The organism is Micromonospora sp. NPDC049004 (assembly GCF_040649315.1).
Classification (GTDB): domain Bacteria; phylum Actinomycetota; class Actinomycetes; order Mycobacteriales; family Micromonosporaceae; genus Micromonospora.
This window is the reverse complement of sequence record NZ_JBEZFG010000012.1, coordinates 64,267-79,066: the sequence shown is the minus strand read 5'-3', so window position 1 is coordinate 79,066 and position 14,800 is coordinate 64,267. Positions and strand designations below refer to the sequence as shown.

The 14,800-nt window shown below is 73.3% G+C and carries 15 protein-coding genes; 4 read left to right on the top strand and 11 right to left on the bottom strand.

Going from position 1 to position 14,800, the window contains the following annotated elements:
• Positions 1-29: 29 nt before the first annotated feature.
• The 4 genes from AB0B97_RS29275 to AB0B97_RS29260 all read right to left on the bottom strand — a co-directional run bounded on the left by AB0B97_RS29275 (position 30) and on the right by AB0B97_RS29260 (position 4,667).
• Positions 30-1,916 (bottom strand): hypothetical protein, encoded by a 1,887-nt coding sequence (locus tag AB0B97_RS29275; RefSeq protein ID WP_357498191.1) that lies wholly within the window; start codon positions 1,914-1,916, stop codon positions 30-32.
• 110 nt (positions 1,917-2,026) lie between these two features.
• Positions 2,027-3,031: a glycine betaine ABC transporter substrate-binding protein gene (locus AB0B97_RS29270; protein ID WP_357498188.1), complete on the bottom strand. Its 1,005-nt coding sequence runs from the start codon at positions 3,029-3,031 to the stop codon at positions 2,027-2,029.
• 215 nt (positions 3,032-3,246) lie between these two features.
• A complete protein-coding gene (locus tag AB0B97_RS29265) occupies positions 3,247-3,984 on the bottom strand; it encodes an ABC transporter permease (RefSeq protein WP_234587463.1) in 738 nt (245 codons plus the stop codon).
• On the bottom strand, positions 3,981-4,667 hold the full coding sequence (locus AB0B97_RS29260) for an ABC transporter permease (protein WP_357498185.1): 687 nt from the start codon (positions 4,665-4,667) through the stop codon (positions 3,981-3,983). The genes AB0B97_RS29265 and AB0B97_RS29260 overlap by 4 nt, the downstream gene beginning before the upstream one ends.
• A gap of 2 nt (positions 4,668-4,669) precedes the next feature.
• Here AB0B97_RS29260 and AB0B97_RS29255 point away from each other — a divergent pair, with 2 nt between their 5' ends.
• Positions 4,670-5,674, top strand: coding sequence for an ABC transporter ATP-binding protein (locus AB0B97_RS29255; protein ID WP_357498183.1), 1,005 nt, complete (start codon positions 4,670-4,672; stop codon positions 5,672-5,674).
• Between the two features lie 58 nt (positions 5,675-5,732).
• Here the strand turns inward: AB0B97_RS29255 and AB0B97_RS29250 are convergent, their stop codons facing one another.
• From AB0B97_RS29250 to folP, 7 genes are all read right to left on the bottom strand, one after another.
• The gene (locus AB0B97_RS29250; protein ID WP_354861103.1) at positions 5,733-6,233 is read right to left on the bottom strand and encodes a hypothetical protein; all 501 of its coding nucleotides are present in this window, start codon (positions 6,231-6,233) and stop codon (positions 5,733-5,735) included.
• A gap of 56 nt (positions 6,234-6,289) precedes the next feature.
• Complete coding sequence (locus AB0B97_RS29245) at positions 6,290-6,598, bottom strand: hypothetical protein (RefSeq protein ID WP_234587453.1); 309 nt, start codon at positions 6,596-6,598, stop codon at positions 6,290-6,292.
• 52 nt (positions 6,599-6,650) lie between these two features.
• Entirely contained in the window at positions 6,651-7,865 is a 1,215-nt protein-coding gene (locus tag AB0B97_RS29240; protein WP_357498180.1) for an ABC transporter permease, read from the bottom strand.
• Positions 7,866-7,984: 119 nt separating this feature from the next.
• Positions 7,985-8,524 carry a DUF3180 domain-containing protein gene (locus tag AB0B97_RS29235; protein ID WP_234587449.1) on the bottom strand — a complete coding sequence of 180 codons (540 nt, stop codon included), beginning with the start codon at positions 8,522-8,524 and terminating at the stop codon, positions 7,985-7,987.
• 19 nt (positions 8,525-8,543) lie between these two features.
• Positions 8,544-9,071, bottom strand: coding sequence for a 2-amino-4-hydroxy-6-hydroxymethyldihydropteridine diphosphokinase (gene folK, locus AB0B97_RS29230; protein WP_357498178.1), 528 nt, complete (start codon positions 9,069-9,071; stop codon positions 8,544-8,546).
• Complete coding sequence (gene folB / locus AB0B97_RS29225; protein WP_234587444.1) at positions 9,068-9,433, bottom strand: dihydroneopterin aldolase; 366 nt, start codon at positions 9,431-9,433, stop codon at positions 9,068-9,070. Before folB ends, folK begins: the two co-directional genes overlap by 4 nt.
• Complete coding sequence (gene folP, locus AB0B97_RS29220) at positions 9,430-10,329, bottom strand: dihydropteroate synthase (RefSeq protein WP_357498175.1); 900 nt, start codon at positions 10,327-10,329, stop codon at positions 9,430-9,432. Before folP ends, folB begins: the two co-directional genes overlap by 4 nt.
• Before the next feature lie 346 nt (positions 10,330-10,675).
• Between folP and AB0B97_RS29215 the strand changes: the two genes are divergently transcribed.
• Genes AB0B97_RS29215 through AB0B97_RS29205 form a run of 3 tightly spaced genes read left to right on the top strand, consistent with a single transcriptional unit; the run spans position 10,676 to position 14,799 of the window.
• On the top strand, positions 10,676-10,990 hold the full coding sequence (locus AB0B97_RS29215; protein WP_007466099.1) for a hypothetical protein: 315 nt from the start codon (positions 10,676-10,678) through the stop codon (positions 10,988-10,990).
• Positions 10,991-11,003: 13 nt separating this feature from the next.
• Complete coding sequence (locus AB0B97_RS29210) at positions 11,004-11,366, top strand: hypothetical protein (protein WP_007466101.1); 363 nt, start codon at positions 11,004-11,006, stop codon at positions 11,364-11,366.
• A gap of 49 nt (positions 11,367-11,415) precedes the next feature.
• Complete coding sequence (locus AB0B97_RS29205; protein WP_357498173.1) at positions 11,416-14,799, top strand: ATP-binding protein; 3,384 nt, start codon at positions 11,416-11,418, stop codon at positions 14,797-14,799.
• Position 14,800: the final 1 nt, after the last annotated feature.

The following is a 14,800-nucleotide window of genomic DNA, read 5'->3' as shown; positions in this document are numbered from 1 at the left end:
GCGGTCGGTGACCGGGGCTGGTCGGGGCGTCAGCGCCAGCGGTCGCCGGGCGGGGCGCCGCCGGCACGCGGCACGTCGTCCTGCGGCGGGTAACCGTAGCGTTCCTCGACCCGGCGTCGGCCGGCCCGCTCGGGGGCCGGCTCCGGTTCGTGACCGCGCTGGCGCGGCGGGCGCCACTCGTCCGGCACGGGCACGCCGCCGACCGGCAGCGCGGCCCGGCCGCCCGGCTCGGACCGGTGGTACGACTCGCGCTCGTCCTGCCAGCGGGCTTCGTCGTGCCGGCGCGGGTCCTCGTGGCGGCGGGGATCCTCGTGCCGGCGTGGGTCGTCCTGCCGGCGCGGGTCCTCGTGGCGGCGCGGGTCCTCGTGCCGGACGGACGCCCAACGGTCCGCCATCCGGTACTCGGTCCCCGTGGCGTCGGCGTGCACCTCGGCCCGGCGTTCCCCGACGTGCAGCTCCCTGCCGTTCTCGTCGTCCCGGACGGCCGCCCACCGGTCGCCGGCCCGCAGCTGCGACCAGTACTCGCCGGTGTCGTCAGCTCGCAGGGCCGGACCGGGCTGCGGCGCACCGGCGTGGTCGGGCTCGGCCTGCTCCGACCAGCCACGGTCGTCGCGCGGCGAACGGCCGCCCCAGGCGGGTTGGTCGGCCTGGGCGTACCCGTCGCGCTGCCCGGTCCACTCCGGCTCGTCGCGGCGAGTCGTCCAGCCCGGCTTCTCGTCGCCGCGGTCGGGCCCGTTCCGGTCGGAGCCCGAGCCGTCCCGGGCGCCCCCGAAACCGGACTCACCCCGGGCGGCGGGCTGCTGACCCCAGGACCGGTCGTCGGCTGGGCGGGCACGGTCGTCGGCGTACGTGGACCGGGGGTTCTCCGGGTCGCCCCACGAGCGGTCGGCCGGGCGGGCACGTCCCTCCGTGCCACCGCCCCGGGTCCACTCCTGGGCCGACGGGTTCCACTGGCCGGCGTACCCGCCGCCGTAGCGCCCGCCCGGCTCGGCCGGTCCGCCGTCGACGACTGTGTGCCGGGTGGTGACGTGCACGGTCTCGGTGTGCCGGACCACGCCGACCGGCCGGTGCGCCGGCTCCGGACGGTCGTGCTCACGCGGGCGTTCGTGCTCACGAGGGCGGTCGTGCTCACGAGGGTGGTCGTGCTCACGAGGGTGGTCGTGCTCACGAGGGCGGGGAGTGGCGGCGTACCCGGGCGTGGGCCGTTCGGCGCCGTAGACACCGCCGGCGGTCGGCTCGGGTGGCACGTCGGCGGCGGCGCGGTGGCGGTACGCCGGTTCCTCGTCGGCGCGCTCGTCGCGACCCCACCGACCGGCGACCTCGTCCGGGGCCGGCGCCCGAACCCGACCGGCCACCTCGTCCGGCCCGCGTCCCGGAACCCGGCCGGCGTCATCCGGAGCGGGCACCCGGACCCGGGCGACCGGGGCGTCGCCGGGGACCGGTACGCGGCTGCGGGCGGGCGGAGTCTCGTCCACCTGATCGGCGGCCGGAACCCGCACCCTACCGGCACCGACGGGCTCGGCCGGCGGGGCGGCGCCGGCGAGGGCCGCTCCGGTGGCATCGAGGCGACGGCGGACCGCCGCGATCCCCTCCTGGGCTCGCTGCGCCTGGTCGAGCGCCTGGTTGCCGCGCTGCGCGGCGGCCACGATCTCGGCGCGCAACTCCCGGCGCAGCTCTTCGATCTCGTCCAGCAGCTCATCGGCCCGAGCGTCGTCACCGTCGGGGCGCAACGCGATGGAGAGACCGATCAGGACCACCGCCGCGATGGCGAGCACCGCCGCGAAGCGCAGCGGGCCGTTACCGTCGGCGACCAGAAGGATCAGCGCCGCCACCGGGGCCAGGGCCACGCCGCCCCAGAAGAGCACGGTCAGCAGCAGCGGTTGACGCCGGGCGTCGGGGGTGACCGGGGCTGGCATGGGTGTGCAGCCTACCGACGATCCCCAGCGGAGGGAACGGGTCCCGGGACGCGCGGACGCCCCCGCCCCGAGATGGGGAGGGGGCGTCCGCGGCACAACCGAGGAGGGCCTCAGCTGGTGGCGAAGGCACCGTCCGAGGAGAAGACCAGACCGACGCTGATCTTGCCCTCACGCAGACCGTTCTTGGTCAGCGGCCCGCCCTGGTCCAGCGAGGAGAACGAGCCCACCGAGAGCCCGTACGTCTTCTCCAGGCCCGGCTTGCAGAACGGACGCTGCTGGCACTCCGGCGGGCCGCCCAGCACAGTCGCGCTGCCGGAGCACTTCGCGGCCAGCTCGGAGAGGGTCCGTACGCCGTACTTGTCGGCGAACTGCTGGGTGACCGCGAACGCGTTCTGGTCCTGTGCGGCGGCCGGAGTGCCGAAGGTGATGCCCACCTTGTCGCCCTCGGCCTTGAGCTTGGTCACCGTCGCGTTGATGTCGGGCGAGGACACCGGCTGGGCGTTCTTGCCGTTGGCCTTGGTGTTGAGGAACTCGGCCATGGTCGACGCGTACTCCGGGACGACCTGGATCTCGCCCTTCTCCAGCGCCGGCTCGTACAGCTCCCGGTTGCCGATCTGCTGCACCTTGACCTGGTAACCGGCGGCGGTGAGCACGATCCGGTACAGCTCGCCCAGGGTCTGGCTCTCGCTGAAGTTGCCGGCGCCCACCACGATCTCGCCGCCCGGGCCCTTGGCGATGCCCGCGGTGATGTTGTTGGCGCTGGCGAACTCCTCGGCGGCCACCTTGGGCGTCTTGCGGTCGGCGTCGACGGCCTTGTTGAGCTGGATCAGCTTCGGGGTGTCGAGCGCCGCGGAGACCTTGTCCAGCGCGGCGAGCAACTGCGGGTTGGCCACCTTGCTGTTGACCGCCGGGATGACGTTGTCGGAGTTCTGGAGCTTCTTGTCGTCCGTCAGGGCGATGAGCTGCTGACCGGCGACCGGGGCGCACCCGGCGCCGGAGGCGCTCGTCTGGGGAGCGTCGGTGCCGGACGAGCCGGCATCGCCACACCCGGTGAGGAGTGCTGCCCCGGCGACGGCGCCGATGGCGCCGATGGCCAGACGTGTACGTGCGCGCATGTGCCGCCCGCCTTCCGTGTCCCGGCGCGACCCGTCCCGGGCCGGCCGCGTGTCCGACGGGCGAACCTGACTGTGGCCGCCCGCGACTTTCCACCCAACATCTTCCGGGAGCGACCGACAACCTGGGATGGGCTTCGTCACCGCATCGTCACCGAACGGCCCGCCGCTGGTCGCCGCTTCGGCGTCCACTCACCCGGACGGATCACGAAGGGGTGTCAGGCGCGGCCGGTGGCGTCGGCGGGCCGCGGTCGGCCCGCGCGCTGCCGCCCGCGCCGCAGCGGACGGGGAGTGACCAGGCGTTCAACGATCCCGAGGAGCAGCTCGGCCAGCAGTGCCAGCCCGGCCACCAGCACCCCACCGGCCACGATCTGCCCGCCACCGGCGGCGATGCTCAGACCGAATCCGGTACGGATGATCTCGCCGAGACCGCCACCGTTGACGAACGAGGCCAGCGCGGTCGTCGCGATGACCTGCACGGCGGCGGTCCGGAAGCCGGCAGCCAGATACGGCACCGCGAGCGGCAGCTCCACCCGACGCAGCAACTGCCCGCCGGACAGGCCCATCCCGCGGGCCGCGTCGCGCGCCTCCGGATCGGCCTGACGTACGCCGGTGTAGGCGTTGGCCAGCAGCGGTGGGACGGCGAAGACGGCGAGCGCCACCACCACCGGCGTACGCCCGAAGCCGAGGAAGGTCAGCGGCAGGATGGTCAGCAGCGCCAGGGTGGGAATGGCCAGGGTGGCGTTGGACACCAGCACCACCAGGCCACCGCCGCGGCCGGTGTGCCCGAGCCACAGCCCGACCGGCCAGGCCACCAGGCAGCCCAGCGCCACGGCCAGGGCGGAGATCGTCAGGTGCTCGCCGAGCCGGTCCAGGATGCCGCCCGGGTTGCTCCAGTTCAGGGGGTCGTTGAGCCAGAGCACGGCCTGGTGCACGGGGTTGGCCGCGGCGCTCACCGGACACCCCGGGCGGACCAGGGGGTGATCAGCCGGCCGACGAGGACCAGCAGCAGGTCCAGCAGCACCGCCAGCGCCACGCAGAGCACCGTACCGGTCATGATCTCGGCCTTGTAAAGGTTGTTCTGGAAGCCCGCGAAGATCAGTTGGCCGAGGCCGCCGTGCCCCACCAGCACACCGACGGTGACCAGCGCGACAGTCGACACGGTGGCCAGGCGCAAGCCGGTCAGGATGCCGGGGATCGCCAGCGGCAGGTCGATCCGGAAGAGCCGCCGCCAGCGGCCGTAACCCATTCCGTCGGCGGCCTCGCCGACCTCCGGCGGCACCTGGTTGAGCCCCGCCACCACGTTGCGGACGATCAGCAGCAGCGCGTACAGGACCAACCCGACCAGCACCGTGGTGGCGCCGGTGCCCAGGTACGGCGCGATGAACGCGAACAGCGCCAGTGACGGGATGGTGTAGATCACGCCGGTGACGCCGAGGATCGGGCCGGCCAGCGGGCGGACCCAGTACGCGAGCACGGACAACGGCAGGGCGATCAGCACCGCGATCAGCACCGCGCGTCCCGTGAGGGAGGCGTGTTCGCGCACGGCGGCGAGGATCGTGTCAGAGTTGTCCCGCACGTACTGCCAGGAGAACCAGGGGTTACCCGGGTCGGCCCGGTAGCTCAGGCGGAAGGACATACGTGGACGTTACCCCGGAGGCCGCCAGCGTGGCCGAATCCCCTCGCGCGGCGTCGATCTCCCTGCAGGGCATCCAGAAGCGCTACCCGAACGGCACCGAGGCCGTGCGGGACCTGAGCCTGGACGTCAAGGCCGGCGAGCTGGTGGTGCTGATCGGCCCGTCCGGCTGCGGCAAGTCGACAGTGCTCCGCATGGTCAACCGGCTGATCGAGCCGACGGCCGGGCGGATCATGCTCGGCGACGAGGACGTCACCGACGTCGACCCGGTGCGGCTACGCCGCCGGATCGGCTACGTGATCCAGAACGTCGGCCTCTTTCCACACCAGACCGTCCGCGCGAACGTGGCAACCGTCCCGGGCCTGCTCCGCTGGTCCCGGGATCGGACCCGGGCCCGCGTCGACGAGCTGCTCGACCTGGTCGGTCTGGATCCGAGCCAGTTCGGCCGCCGCTATCCGCACGAGCTGTCGGGCGGCCAGCGGCAGCGGGTTGGCGTGGCCCGCGCGCTCGCCGCCGACCCGGTGGTGCTGCTGATGGACGAGCCGTTCTCGGCAGTCGACCCGATCGTCCGGGCCCGCCTCCAGGAGGAGTTCCTCCGCCTCCAGGCCGAGGTCCGCAAGACGATCGTGCTGGTCACCCACGACCTCGACGAGGCCGTCCGGCTCGGCGACCGGATCGCCGTGCTGTCCCAGGGCGGGCATCTCGAGCAGTACGACACGCCGGCCGCCCTGCTCGGCGCACCGGCCACCCCGTTCGTCCGCGAATTCGTCGGAGCCGACCGGGGCATCCGCCGGCTGGCGGTCACCCCGCTCGACCGGGAGTCCCTGGAGCCGGTGCCCTCAGGCGCCGCCGCGGATCTGCCCACCGTGGCGCTGGACGGCACGGCGTACGACGCGCTGGCGGTGCTGCTCACGTCGGGACGGGACCAGCTCGTCGTGACCGACGACGGCCGTCCGGTGGGCGCGCTCAGCCGCCAACGTCTGCTCGACCTGGGCCGCTCGCCGAGCTGACCCGGGCCCGTGACCCGGCCGGCGTCGGCGGCACCCGCCCGGCCGGGTGTCGCTCTTCTCAGGCGCGACCACCGAGGCTCGCGGTGCCGATGATCCAGCCGGTGAGGAAGCCGTAGCCGGCGCCGCTGCTGGCGTCGCGCAGTGCTGCCAGCAGCGACGGGTCCGGGCCGAGCAGCGCCGCCAGCACGGCGGCGAGCCCGCCGGCCAGCACGTACGCGGCCCAGCCGGAGAAGAACTGGCTGACCGGACCGGGCACCCGGGCCACCTGGGCGGCCGGCAGCAGATAGAGCAGCGCCACCGCGAGGACCACCAGCGCCACGGCCCGCAGGTCGGCGGCGAACAGTCCGCCGGCCTGCCCGTCCGCGTCCAGCCGCCAGGCCGGCCAGGCGAGCAGGCGCAGATAGAAGCCACCTGCCGAGTCCGGGTCGGTGAGCGTGGCGGCGGCCCAGCCGGTGTACGCCGGACTGCCACAGATGCCGACCAGCAGCAGCACGGCGAGCGCGCCGGTGCCGGCGGCCGTCCCGTAGCCGCTCACCGGGCCCGTACGGACGAGTCCCATGATCCGCCCAGGTCCCGTGCCGGCCGGCCGGGCGGACCTGGGCTGCCCCGAACGGCTCAGTGCTTCAGCAGGTAGTCGATGAAGGCGGCCCGCAGCAGCGGCGCCGACTCCTCGTAGCCGTGCCCGGTCAGCTCCCGCCACAGGGCGTTCGCCTCGTCGATGGTCGGGCCGATCGAGTTCGGCGCACCGTCCAGCACCGTGGCCTCGTCCGCGTTCGGCAGGTGCCGCAGCACCGACCAGTAGAAGCCCACGTCGCGACGCTCCCGGGCCCGGGCGAACGCCCGCTCCCGCAGTTCCTCCGTGGACAGCGCGTCGAGTTCCTCGAACGAGGTTCCGCCGGGGGTGGCGGCAGGTGTGTCGGTCATGCGGCGAGCCTAACGGTCGAGATCAGCGCCGGCTCGGCGGACGGGACACGGCTCACCTGCCGTCGGCGTCCCAGTGCCGCGGGCCGGTCTCCCAGCGGGGGTCACGCCACGGGTCGGCCGGTTCCGGTGCGGGCGGTGTCGGCAGCGTCGGAGGCCAGTTTTCGGCCGGCGGTTGCCGGGGCACGTTCCATCCCGTGCTGATCGTGCCGTCGCCCACCGGCTCGATCCTCTCCACGCTGCCCGGCCGGGGTCGCCCGAACGTCTCGACCAGCCGGGTCACCAGCAACCCGACGCCGAGGGCCACGCCACCGAGCGCCCAGCGACTCACCGTCCAGTCGCGCTCCGGCGCGTACGCCTGGAAGACGGTGACCAGGCCGACGGCCAGCACCGTGCCGAACACCCCGCCGCGGCGGCCGTACGCGCTGGTGCCGCCGAGCAGGGACACGCCGATGGCCAGGACGGTCCAGTCCAGCCCGGAGGTGGGCGTGACCGCCCCGGGGCCGTTGGCGGCGAGCAGGACACCGGCGAGCGTGGCCAGCACCGTGGAACCGACAAGCGCGACGGCGGCTACCACGGCTGCCAGCGTGCCCCGGCGACGGGCCGGGTCGGCCACCGGCCGGTACCTACCCACCAGCCGGCGGATCGACCTGATCGTGCCGAACAGACCGCCGAGGACCGCGACGGCTGCGAACCCGACGAAGAGGTAGCCGGCGGTGCGCCTCGGGTCGTAGTCCCCCTGCACCAGAATCGACGTCGAACGGCGCTCGATGTACACCACGACCCCGGCCGCCGCGGCCAGGCTCGCCGCCCAGGCGGGCACCTGTAACACCACCACGGCCAGCGCCAACACGAGACCGCCCACCGCGGCGACCACGACAGCCGACCCGACTGACGCCGTCAGACCCCGGTCGCCCTGCTCCGCGTAGTGCAGCGCTGCGGCGACCGCGACCGGTCCGACGGCCAGGTTGGGGGTGGAGGTGCGCAGGCTCAGCCCGGCGGCGAGAGCGAGCAGCCCGAGGCCGACCGCGCCGACCAGCAACGCACGCAGGCCGGCGCCGCGCAGCGCGTCCGGGTCGACCCGCCAGAGTAGCCAGCCCAGGGCGGCGAGACCGACCAGCAGCAGGAATTCCCAGATCATGTGCACGCCGACGCGGTCCCGGCCCGGCTCGCCGTGGGTGGGATCGTCGAAGACGTTCTCCAGGACGGCGGCAGGAACCCCGGACGAGGGTTCGACCGACCGGTCCCGGCCCGTGTCTTCGTACCCCATGGCACCGCCTCCCCAGTGGCCGGCCGCCCCCGGTCCGGCGCACGGACGGATCGGGGGCGGCCGTTGCTCTCCGATCGGAGGCACCGTACCCGCGCCCGGAGCCGGGCGTAACCCCCTGCTCAGCGCTGGCCGGGACGGCTCTGACGCTGGTCGGGCTCGTGCTCGTCGTCCGGGCGCTCCGGGACCCGACAGGATCGCTCCAGCCAGAGCGCGGCCCCGACCAGCGCCAGCGACGCCAGCAACCCGCCCCCGGCGGCCGGCCGGTCCTCGATGGCGGCCCGGGTGGTCTCGACGAAGAGCCAGCCGCTGAGACCGGCGTAGAAACCGGCGAAGATGGCCCCGGCCAGCGCCGACGCCTTGGCCAGCACCACGAACCGGGCGACCATCAGCGGGTTCACCGGATCCCGGCCGGGCTTGCGCTCGATGCGACCACGGGTGTTGACGGCCGCGTAGGCCTCCAGCACCGCGAGCGCGGCCAGCGTCACCACCGGCAGCCACGGCAGACGGGGGATGCCGCTGTAGTAGAGGGTGCTGATCAGCAGCCAGGCGACAGCCGCCGCGCCCAGGGCGGCCACGACCAGGGTCGAGATGCGGGTGGGGCCCATCCGCGACCGGTCCGGGCCCGGCCCGCCCGGTGGTGGGGACTTCGCCTGCGTCATGCCCGCCGGCTCCACTGGGTCATGCCGTCGACTCTAACGCCAGTTCGGGCCGGGGACGCAGTTCCAGCGCGTCGTCGGCGACCGGACCGGCGGTGAGCAGGTCGGTCAACCAGCCGTGGCCGGGCAGTCGCCCGTACGGCTGGATGTCGATCCACGGTCGCAGCACGAACGCGCGCAGGTGCGCCCGGGGGTGCGGCAGGGTCAGCTCCTCGTCGTCGCTGAGCACCGGCTCGTCGTCGTCGCCCCAGACCGCGATCACGTCCACGTCGAGGGTCCGCGGCCCGAACCGCCGCCCCGGGTCACGGACCCGGCCGGCCGCACGCTCCGCGACCCGGGACCGCTCCAGCCAGTCGCGGGGCGTGGCGGCCGCGTCCTGGGCCAGCAGCACGGCGTTGAGGTACGCGGGCTGGTCGGCGTCCCCCCACGGTGGAGTCTCGTACACGCCGGAGACCACAAGTACGGTGTCGCCGAACGTGGCGACTGCCGTCCGGAGGTGTTCCAGGCGGTCGCCGAGGTTGCTGCCGAGCGAGAGCACGGCCCGGGTCATCGGGTACGCGTCCGGGTCATCGTGACTGCCACGTCGGTGAACGTGTGCGGCACCGGCGCCTCCGGCTTGTGCACGGTGACCGTGGCGGTGCGGACCCGTTCGTCGGCCAGGCAGACGGCGAGCAGCCGGTCGGCGAGGGTCTCGATCAGGTTGACCGGCTCGCCGGTCACCACCGCCACCAGACGTTCGGCCAGCTCGCCGTAGTGGACCGTGGCGGTGACGTCGTCGCTGGCCGCCGCCGGGGCGAGGTCCAACTCCAGGACGGCGTCGACCACGAAGTCCTGCCCCTGGGCCCGTTCGAAGTCGTACACCCCGTGCCGGCCGCGGGCCCGCAGGCCGGTCAACTGGATCCGGTCGCTCATCGGTCTCCCTCTCGTCGGCCGGCGGCTGCGCGCACGGTCGGCCCAGCCGGGCCGGCCGGCACCAGGCGCGGGCTGCCGGTGGCGGCCCAGACGGCGAGCGCGTCCACGGTGGCCCGCACGTCGTGCACGCGTACGCCCCACGCGCCAGCCGCTACGGCGAGCACGCTGGTGGCCACGGTGGCGGCCTCCCGTTCGGCGGTGGGTCGTGGTGTGCCGTCGGCGCCGGCGAGCAGTCGACCGAGGTAGGACTTGCGGCTGGCGCCGAAGAGCAGCGGGTACCCGAGGTCCAGCAGCTCCGGCAGTCGGGCGCTGAGTTCCCAGTTGTGGGCGGCCGTCTTGGCGAAGCCGAGGCCGGGGTCGATGACGATGCGGTCCGCAGTGACCCCGGCGGCCAGTGCCTCGTCGATCCGCTGGGACAGCTCGTCCCGCACATCTGTCACCACGTCGATGTAGCTGGCCAGGTCGCGCATCTGCCGGGAATGCCCCCGCCAGTGCATCAGGACCCAGGGGCAGCCGGCGTCGCGGACGACCCGGGCCATGTCGGGGTCGGCCAACCCACCGGATACGTCGTTGACCACGGCCGCGCCGGCACCCAGCGCGGCCTCGGCAACGCGCGCCCGGCTGGTGTCGATGCTGACCGGCACACCGGCGGCGGTCAGCTCGCGGATGACCGGTAGCACCCGTTCCGCCTCGGTGACCGCGTCGATCCGCTCGGCGCCGGGGCGGGTCGACTCGCCGCCGATGTCGATCAGGTGCGCCCCGGCCGCGCGCAGACGGACGCCGTGTCCGACTGCCGCGTCGAGGTCGGCGTACCGTCCGCCGTCGGAGAAGGAGTCCGGCGTGACGTTGAGGACGCCCATCACCACCGGGCCCGGAGCCCGCACCAGATCGGTCACGACTAGACGGTACCGGTCGCGGCGGCGGCACCCGGCGGCCCGGGTCGACCACCCCTGACGTGCTCATTAGAACAGGTGTACGATCGGTCATCCGGGCAGCATCAGGCAGTCCCTTCGCGGCTTGTCGCATAGCGGGGCGGCCCGTACGCTTTGGAATTGGCCAGCATCGAGATGGCGAAGCTTGGAGGGAGGGCCGAAGCGGGGGAAAACCGCCCAAACCTCGCCACCCTCCGTGGTGAGTAACGAACGCAGGGTCAAGAACGCTGCGCCCTGTGGAGCACATTTCCCGCCAGGCTCGTCCATTGCACCGCTGCGGCACCGCCGGCCGCGCTATGGGGAGGTTCCAGTGATCGCCTTCGAGCTCATGGAGACGGCGTCTTCCGGCGTCGCCCACGCGCTCTCCACTCTGGCGTCGGCTCCACTCGCGGAGCCGGCACCGAAGGGGATCGACACCAGCGGTGTCGTCACCTTCTTCGCCAGCAAGATCGCGCCGATCCTGCTCGCCGTCCTGGGCGTCATCTTCATCGGTCGCGCCAGCCGAGGCGAGATCTCCAAGGTGCTGACCAGCTCCGCGATCGCCATCGTCGGGCTCGCCTTCATCGCCGGCGCGGCAACACTCTTCTTCGTCGGCGATTACCTGATCGACCTGATCTTCGAATAGGCGCGTTCACCAGATGCGGCTACGCACCGACGACGACATCTACCGGGCCCGCCTGGTCTACCTCGGGCCGCCCGGCTACACCCTTCCGGTCCACCTGCCCTACGCCCAGTACGGGCTCTTCATGCTGCTCGTCCCCCTCTACATGTTCATCCACTGGCTGTTCACGTTGACTGTCGAGCTCTTCCCAGCGTGGGAGATCGCGCTAGCCATCGTGACCACGTCGTTCATCTTCCGGCACGTCGACCCCGACCGGCCGGCGCGGGTGGTCATCCGCACCGCGCTGACCGACTGGCGACGCACCCGGGAGCCGGCGATCGAGCAGCGCGACCCGCGTCTGGTCGGCAGCCGGATCAGGATCCGGGAGGAGCTGGCATGACCGGGCGTACGCCGAGCGGTCTGTTGCACGACGCGGGTGAGGCGGTCGCATGAGTCGCTCGTCCCCGCCGGGTCCCCCGGCCGGCCGCCCGGCCGTGCCGGCCAGTCACCGTGCGCAGTCATTTGATTACCCCGACGCCGAGGATGAGGTGGCGCTCGATCCCGCGCTGGTGACCTCGCCCGGCCACGGCGCGGTAGGTGTGTTCCAGGCACCTCGGCCGGTCACCCGCCGGACGCCGCCCGCCGAGCCCAGCACGGTCTCGGCCGGCGAGAACGCCGACATCGACTCGCCGTTCCTGGACCTGTTCGGTGGCGCGCGACCTGGTGGTCCACGGGCCGTGACGGCAGGCCCCGCGACCCGGAGCCAGCCGGCGATCCCGCAGCAGCCGCCCGCGGCCGCCCCGACGCCGGCCCGGCCGGCTCCCGAGTTGGAGCCACCGTGGACGCCCGACGACCGGTCCACCAGCGACCGGCAGGCCGTCGAGCCACGACGGGCGGACGTCTACCCGGCCGGTGAATCCCGGGTGCCGCATCAGGCGGGCGACCGCCACCCGATGCCGCACTCCTCGGACGACCCCGAGCCGAGCGCCGCAGCCATCGGCTCGGCACCTCGGACGTCCAGCACCGCGCCCGTCGCCCCACCGGCGGCATCGGTGCGGCGTCCGACCGCCCCGCAGGACCGGCCGACCGTGCCGGCGGAACGGCCGGCCACCGCCGCCCCGAGCGACCGGCCGGCGCTGGAGCGGGCGCCACGCCGCTCCGGGTCGGAGCGGTCCAGGGAGGCCGGGAAAGAGGTCGCACCGCCCCGTCAGCGGGCCGCGAGCAACCAGGACCGGCCGATCAAGCCGACCCGCGTCCGGGCTCCGAAAATCAAATTCGGCGACCGGGATCCGTCGGTCGAGCTGGCAATCACCGAGATCGCCGGCCACCTGACCTTCACCCCCAACACGGTCACCGCCTGGTACTGGCTGCCCGAGGTCCGCTGGGCCTTCCGCCCGGACGCCGAGCGTGAGGCGCTGTTGTCGGCGATCTCCGAGCAGTACGCGGGCCTGGCCGGCTTCCGGCTGCACCTGCGCCGGACCACCCGACCGTTCCCCGCCGACGAGTGGGCGCGCACCATCGACGCGCACACCCCGGCACCGCTGCCCGACGTGGCCGGCACCACCGGCTGGGCGGACCACCTGGTCGCCGCCCAGCGGCACCTGATGGCCGTCAACCACGCCGAGGGGCAGACCTACCTGGGCGTCACCTTCGCCCGCCGCTCCCTCGGCGACTCCATGACCGAACGCCTGCTCCGCACCTTCGGCCGGGGCACCGCCGAGGGCGAGCGCCGCAAGCTGGGTCGCACCGTGGAACAGTTCGACGAGGTGCTCGGCGCGTTCGGCATGCGCGGCCGACGAGTCACCGCCCAGGAGCTGGAGTGGCTGCTCTACCGCTCGGTGGCGCTGTGCATGGCACCCCCGGGCCGGCTATCTCCGGTGACCGACGGGCACTGGGAGCGCGGTGACCTGCTCGCGCTGACCGAGCAGGTCGAGCGCTACCGCACCCCGTACGGCTCGACAGTGAAACTGGTCAACCGGATGACCGGCGAGGAACGGCACGTGGCCGTGCTCGCCGTCGGCCGGATGGAGCCGCTGGAGATCCCGGAGCGGCACGAGCCCTGGCTGCACTTCCACGAGCGCCTGCCCTGGCCGATGGAGATCTCCACCCGGGTCGACATCCTCGGTTCCGGCGACTCGTTCCGCAATCTCGAACACCGGCTGCGGATGATCCGCTCCCAGCAGCTCGACTACGCCGAGCACGGCATCGACGCACCACCGGAGCTGGAACGCCTCGCCAAGCGGGCGCTGGTGATCGGCGACGAGATGACCACCGGGCTGCCCGTCGACTCGGCCCGCGCCCACGGCTGGCACCGGATCGCGGTCGGCGGCCGGACCAGGGAGGAGTGCCTGGAGCGGGCCCGCCGGCTCATCCAGCTCTACTCCCGGGAGCTGCGCATCTCCCTGCAGCACCCGAAGAACCAGGACTGGCTGGCTCGCGAGTTCATCCCCGGCGAGCCCATCGCCAACACCGGCTACGTCCGCCGGATGCCGGTCCCGCTGCTCGCCGCCGCGCTCCCCCAGGCCGCGTCCACCGTCGGCGACCGCAGGGGCGACCTCATCGGGCGTACCGCCGGCACCTGCCGCCGCCCGGTCTTCCTCGATTTGCACTTCCCCATGGAGGTACGCGAACGCTCCGGGCTCGCGGTCTTCGTGGCCGAACCGGGTGGTGGCAAGTCGACCCTGCTCGGCGCGCTGGGCTATCTCGCCGCCCGCCGAGGGGTCCAGGTGACCCTGCTCGACCCGTCCGGGCCGCTGGCCCGGCTCTGCGCCATGCCCGAGCTGCGGCCGTACTCCCGGGTGTTGAACCTGACCGGTTCGGAGCACGGCACCCTGGCGCCCTACTCGCTCATCCCGACGCCCCTGCGCAGTGAGTTCGCCACCGGTGCCTCCGGTGACCGCGAGTTCGAGATCGCGGTCTCCAACGCCCGGGCCGAGCGGCGCATGCTGGTCCAGGACATCTGCATGATGCTCGTGCCGCCGCAGGTGGCCCGGGAGGCGTCGACCGCCACCCTGTTCCGGCATGCGGTCCGGCAGGTTCCCGCCGAGGAGACGTCCACCCTGGACGACGTCGTGAGCTGCCTCGGGCGGCTCGACGACGACGCCGGCAAGGAGCTGGCCAACCTGCTCCTGGACACCGCGGAAATGCCGCTGGCCATGCTCTTCTTCGGTCGGCCGCCCGAGGGTCTGCTCGGTGCCGACGCAGCACTCACCGTGATCACGATGGCCGGGCTCCGGCTGCCCGACCTCAAGATCGAACGAGAGTACTGGTCGGCCGAGGAGGCCCTCGCCCTGCCGATGCTGCACACCGCGCACCGGCTCGCCGTCCGCCGCTGCTACGGCGGGTCGATGTCGTCCCGCAAGCTCGTCGGCCTCGACGAGGCGCACTTCATGGAGGGCTGGCGGTCGGGCCGGTCGTTCCTGGTCCGGCTCGCCCGGGACTCCCGCAAGTGGAACCTCGCCGCGCTGGTCGCCTCGCAGAACCCCCGAGACATCCTCGGCCTCGACGTGCAGAACCTGGTCTCCACAGTCTTCGTCGGCCGCATCGCCGAGGACGCCGAGATCGCCTCCGAAGCGCTGCGGCTGCTGCGGGTGCCGGTGAACGACGGGTACGAGGCCACCCTGGCCTCGCTCTCCGCCGCCGACACCAACTCGGCCAACCGCCTCGGATTCCGCGAGTTCGTGATGCGCGACGTCGACGGCCGGGTGCAGAAGGTCCGCGTCGACGTCTCGTACGTCGAAGGCCTGCTGGACCACCTCGACACGACGCCCGCCGCGATCGCCGCGGCGGCCGGAGTCCTGCCGAGCATCTCCCTGCCGGATCTGGAGGCGTGAC

Excerpts from the sequence above, each read along its gene's own strand:
- AB0B97_RS29275 (WP_357498191.1), bottom strand. The coding sequence starts at position 1,916 with ATGCCAGCCCCGGTCACCCCCGACGCCCGGCGTCAACCGCTGCTGCTG.
- AB0B97_RS29270 (WP_357498188.1), bottom strand. The coding sequence starts at position 3,031 with ATGCGCGCACGTACACGTCTGGCCATCGGCGCCATCGGCGCCGTCGCC.
- AB0B97_RS29260 (WP_357498185.1), bottom strand. The coding sequence starts at position 4,667 with ATGTCCTTCCGCCTGAGCTACCGGGCCGACCCGGGTAACCCCTGGTTC.
- AB0B97_RS29250 (WP_354861103.1), bottom strand. The coding sequence starts at position 6,233 with ATGGGACTCGTCCGTACGGGCCCGGTGAGCGGCTACGGGACGGCCGCC.
- AB0B97_RS29245 (WP_234587453.1), bottom strand. The coding sequence starts at position 6,598 with ATGACCGACACACCTGCCGCCACCCCCGGCGGAACCTCGTTCGAGGAA.
- AB0B97_RS29240 (WP_357498180.1), bottom strand. The coding sequence starts at position 7,865 with ATGGGGTACGAAGACACGGGCCGGGACCGGTCGGTCGAACCCTCGTCC.
- AB0B97_RS29235 (WP_234587449.1), bottom strand. The coding sequence starts at position 8,524 with ATGACGCAGGCGAAGTCCCCACCACCGGGCGGGCCGGGCCCGGACCGG.
- folK (WP_357498178.1), bottom strand. The coding sequence starts at position 9,071 with ATGACCCGGGCCGTGCTCTCGCTCGGCAGCAACCTCGGCGACCGCCTG.
- folB (WP_234587444.1), bottom strand. The coding sequence starts at position 9,433 with ATGAGCGACCGGATCCAGTTGACCGGCCTGCGGGCCCGCGGCCGGCAC.
- AB0B97_RS29210 (WP_007466101.1), top strand. The coding sequence starts at position 11,004 with ATGCGGCTACGCACCGACGACGACATCTACCGGGCCCGCCTGGTCTAC.
- AB0B97_RS29205 (WP_357498173.1), top strand. The coding sequence starts at position 11,416 with ATGAGTCGCTCGTCCCCGCCGGGTCCCCCGGCCGGCCGCCCGGCCGTG.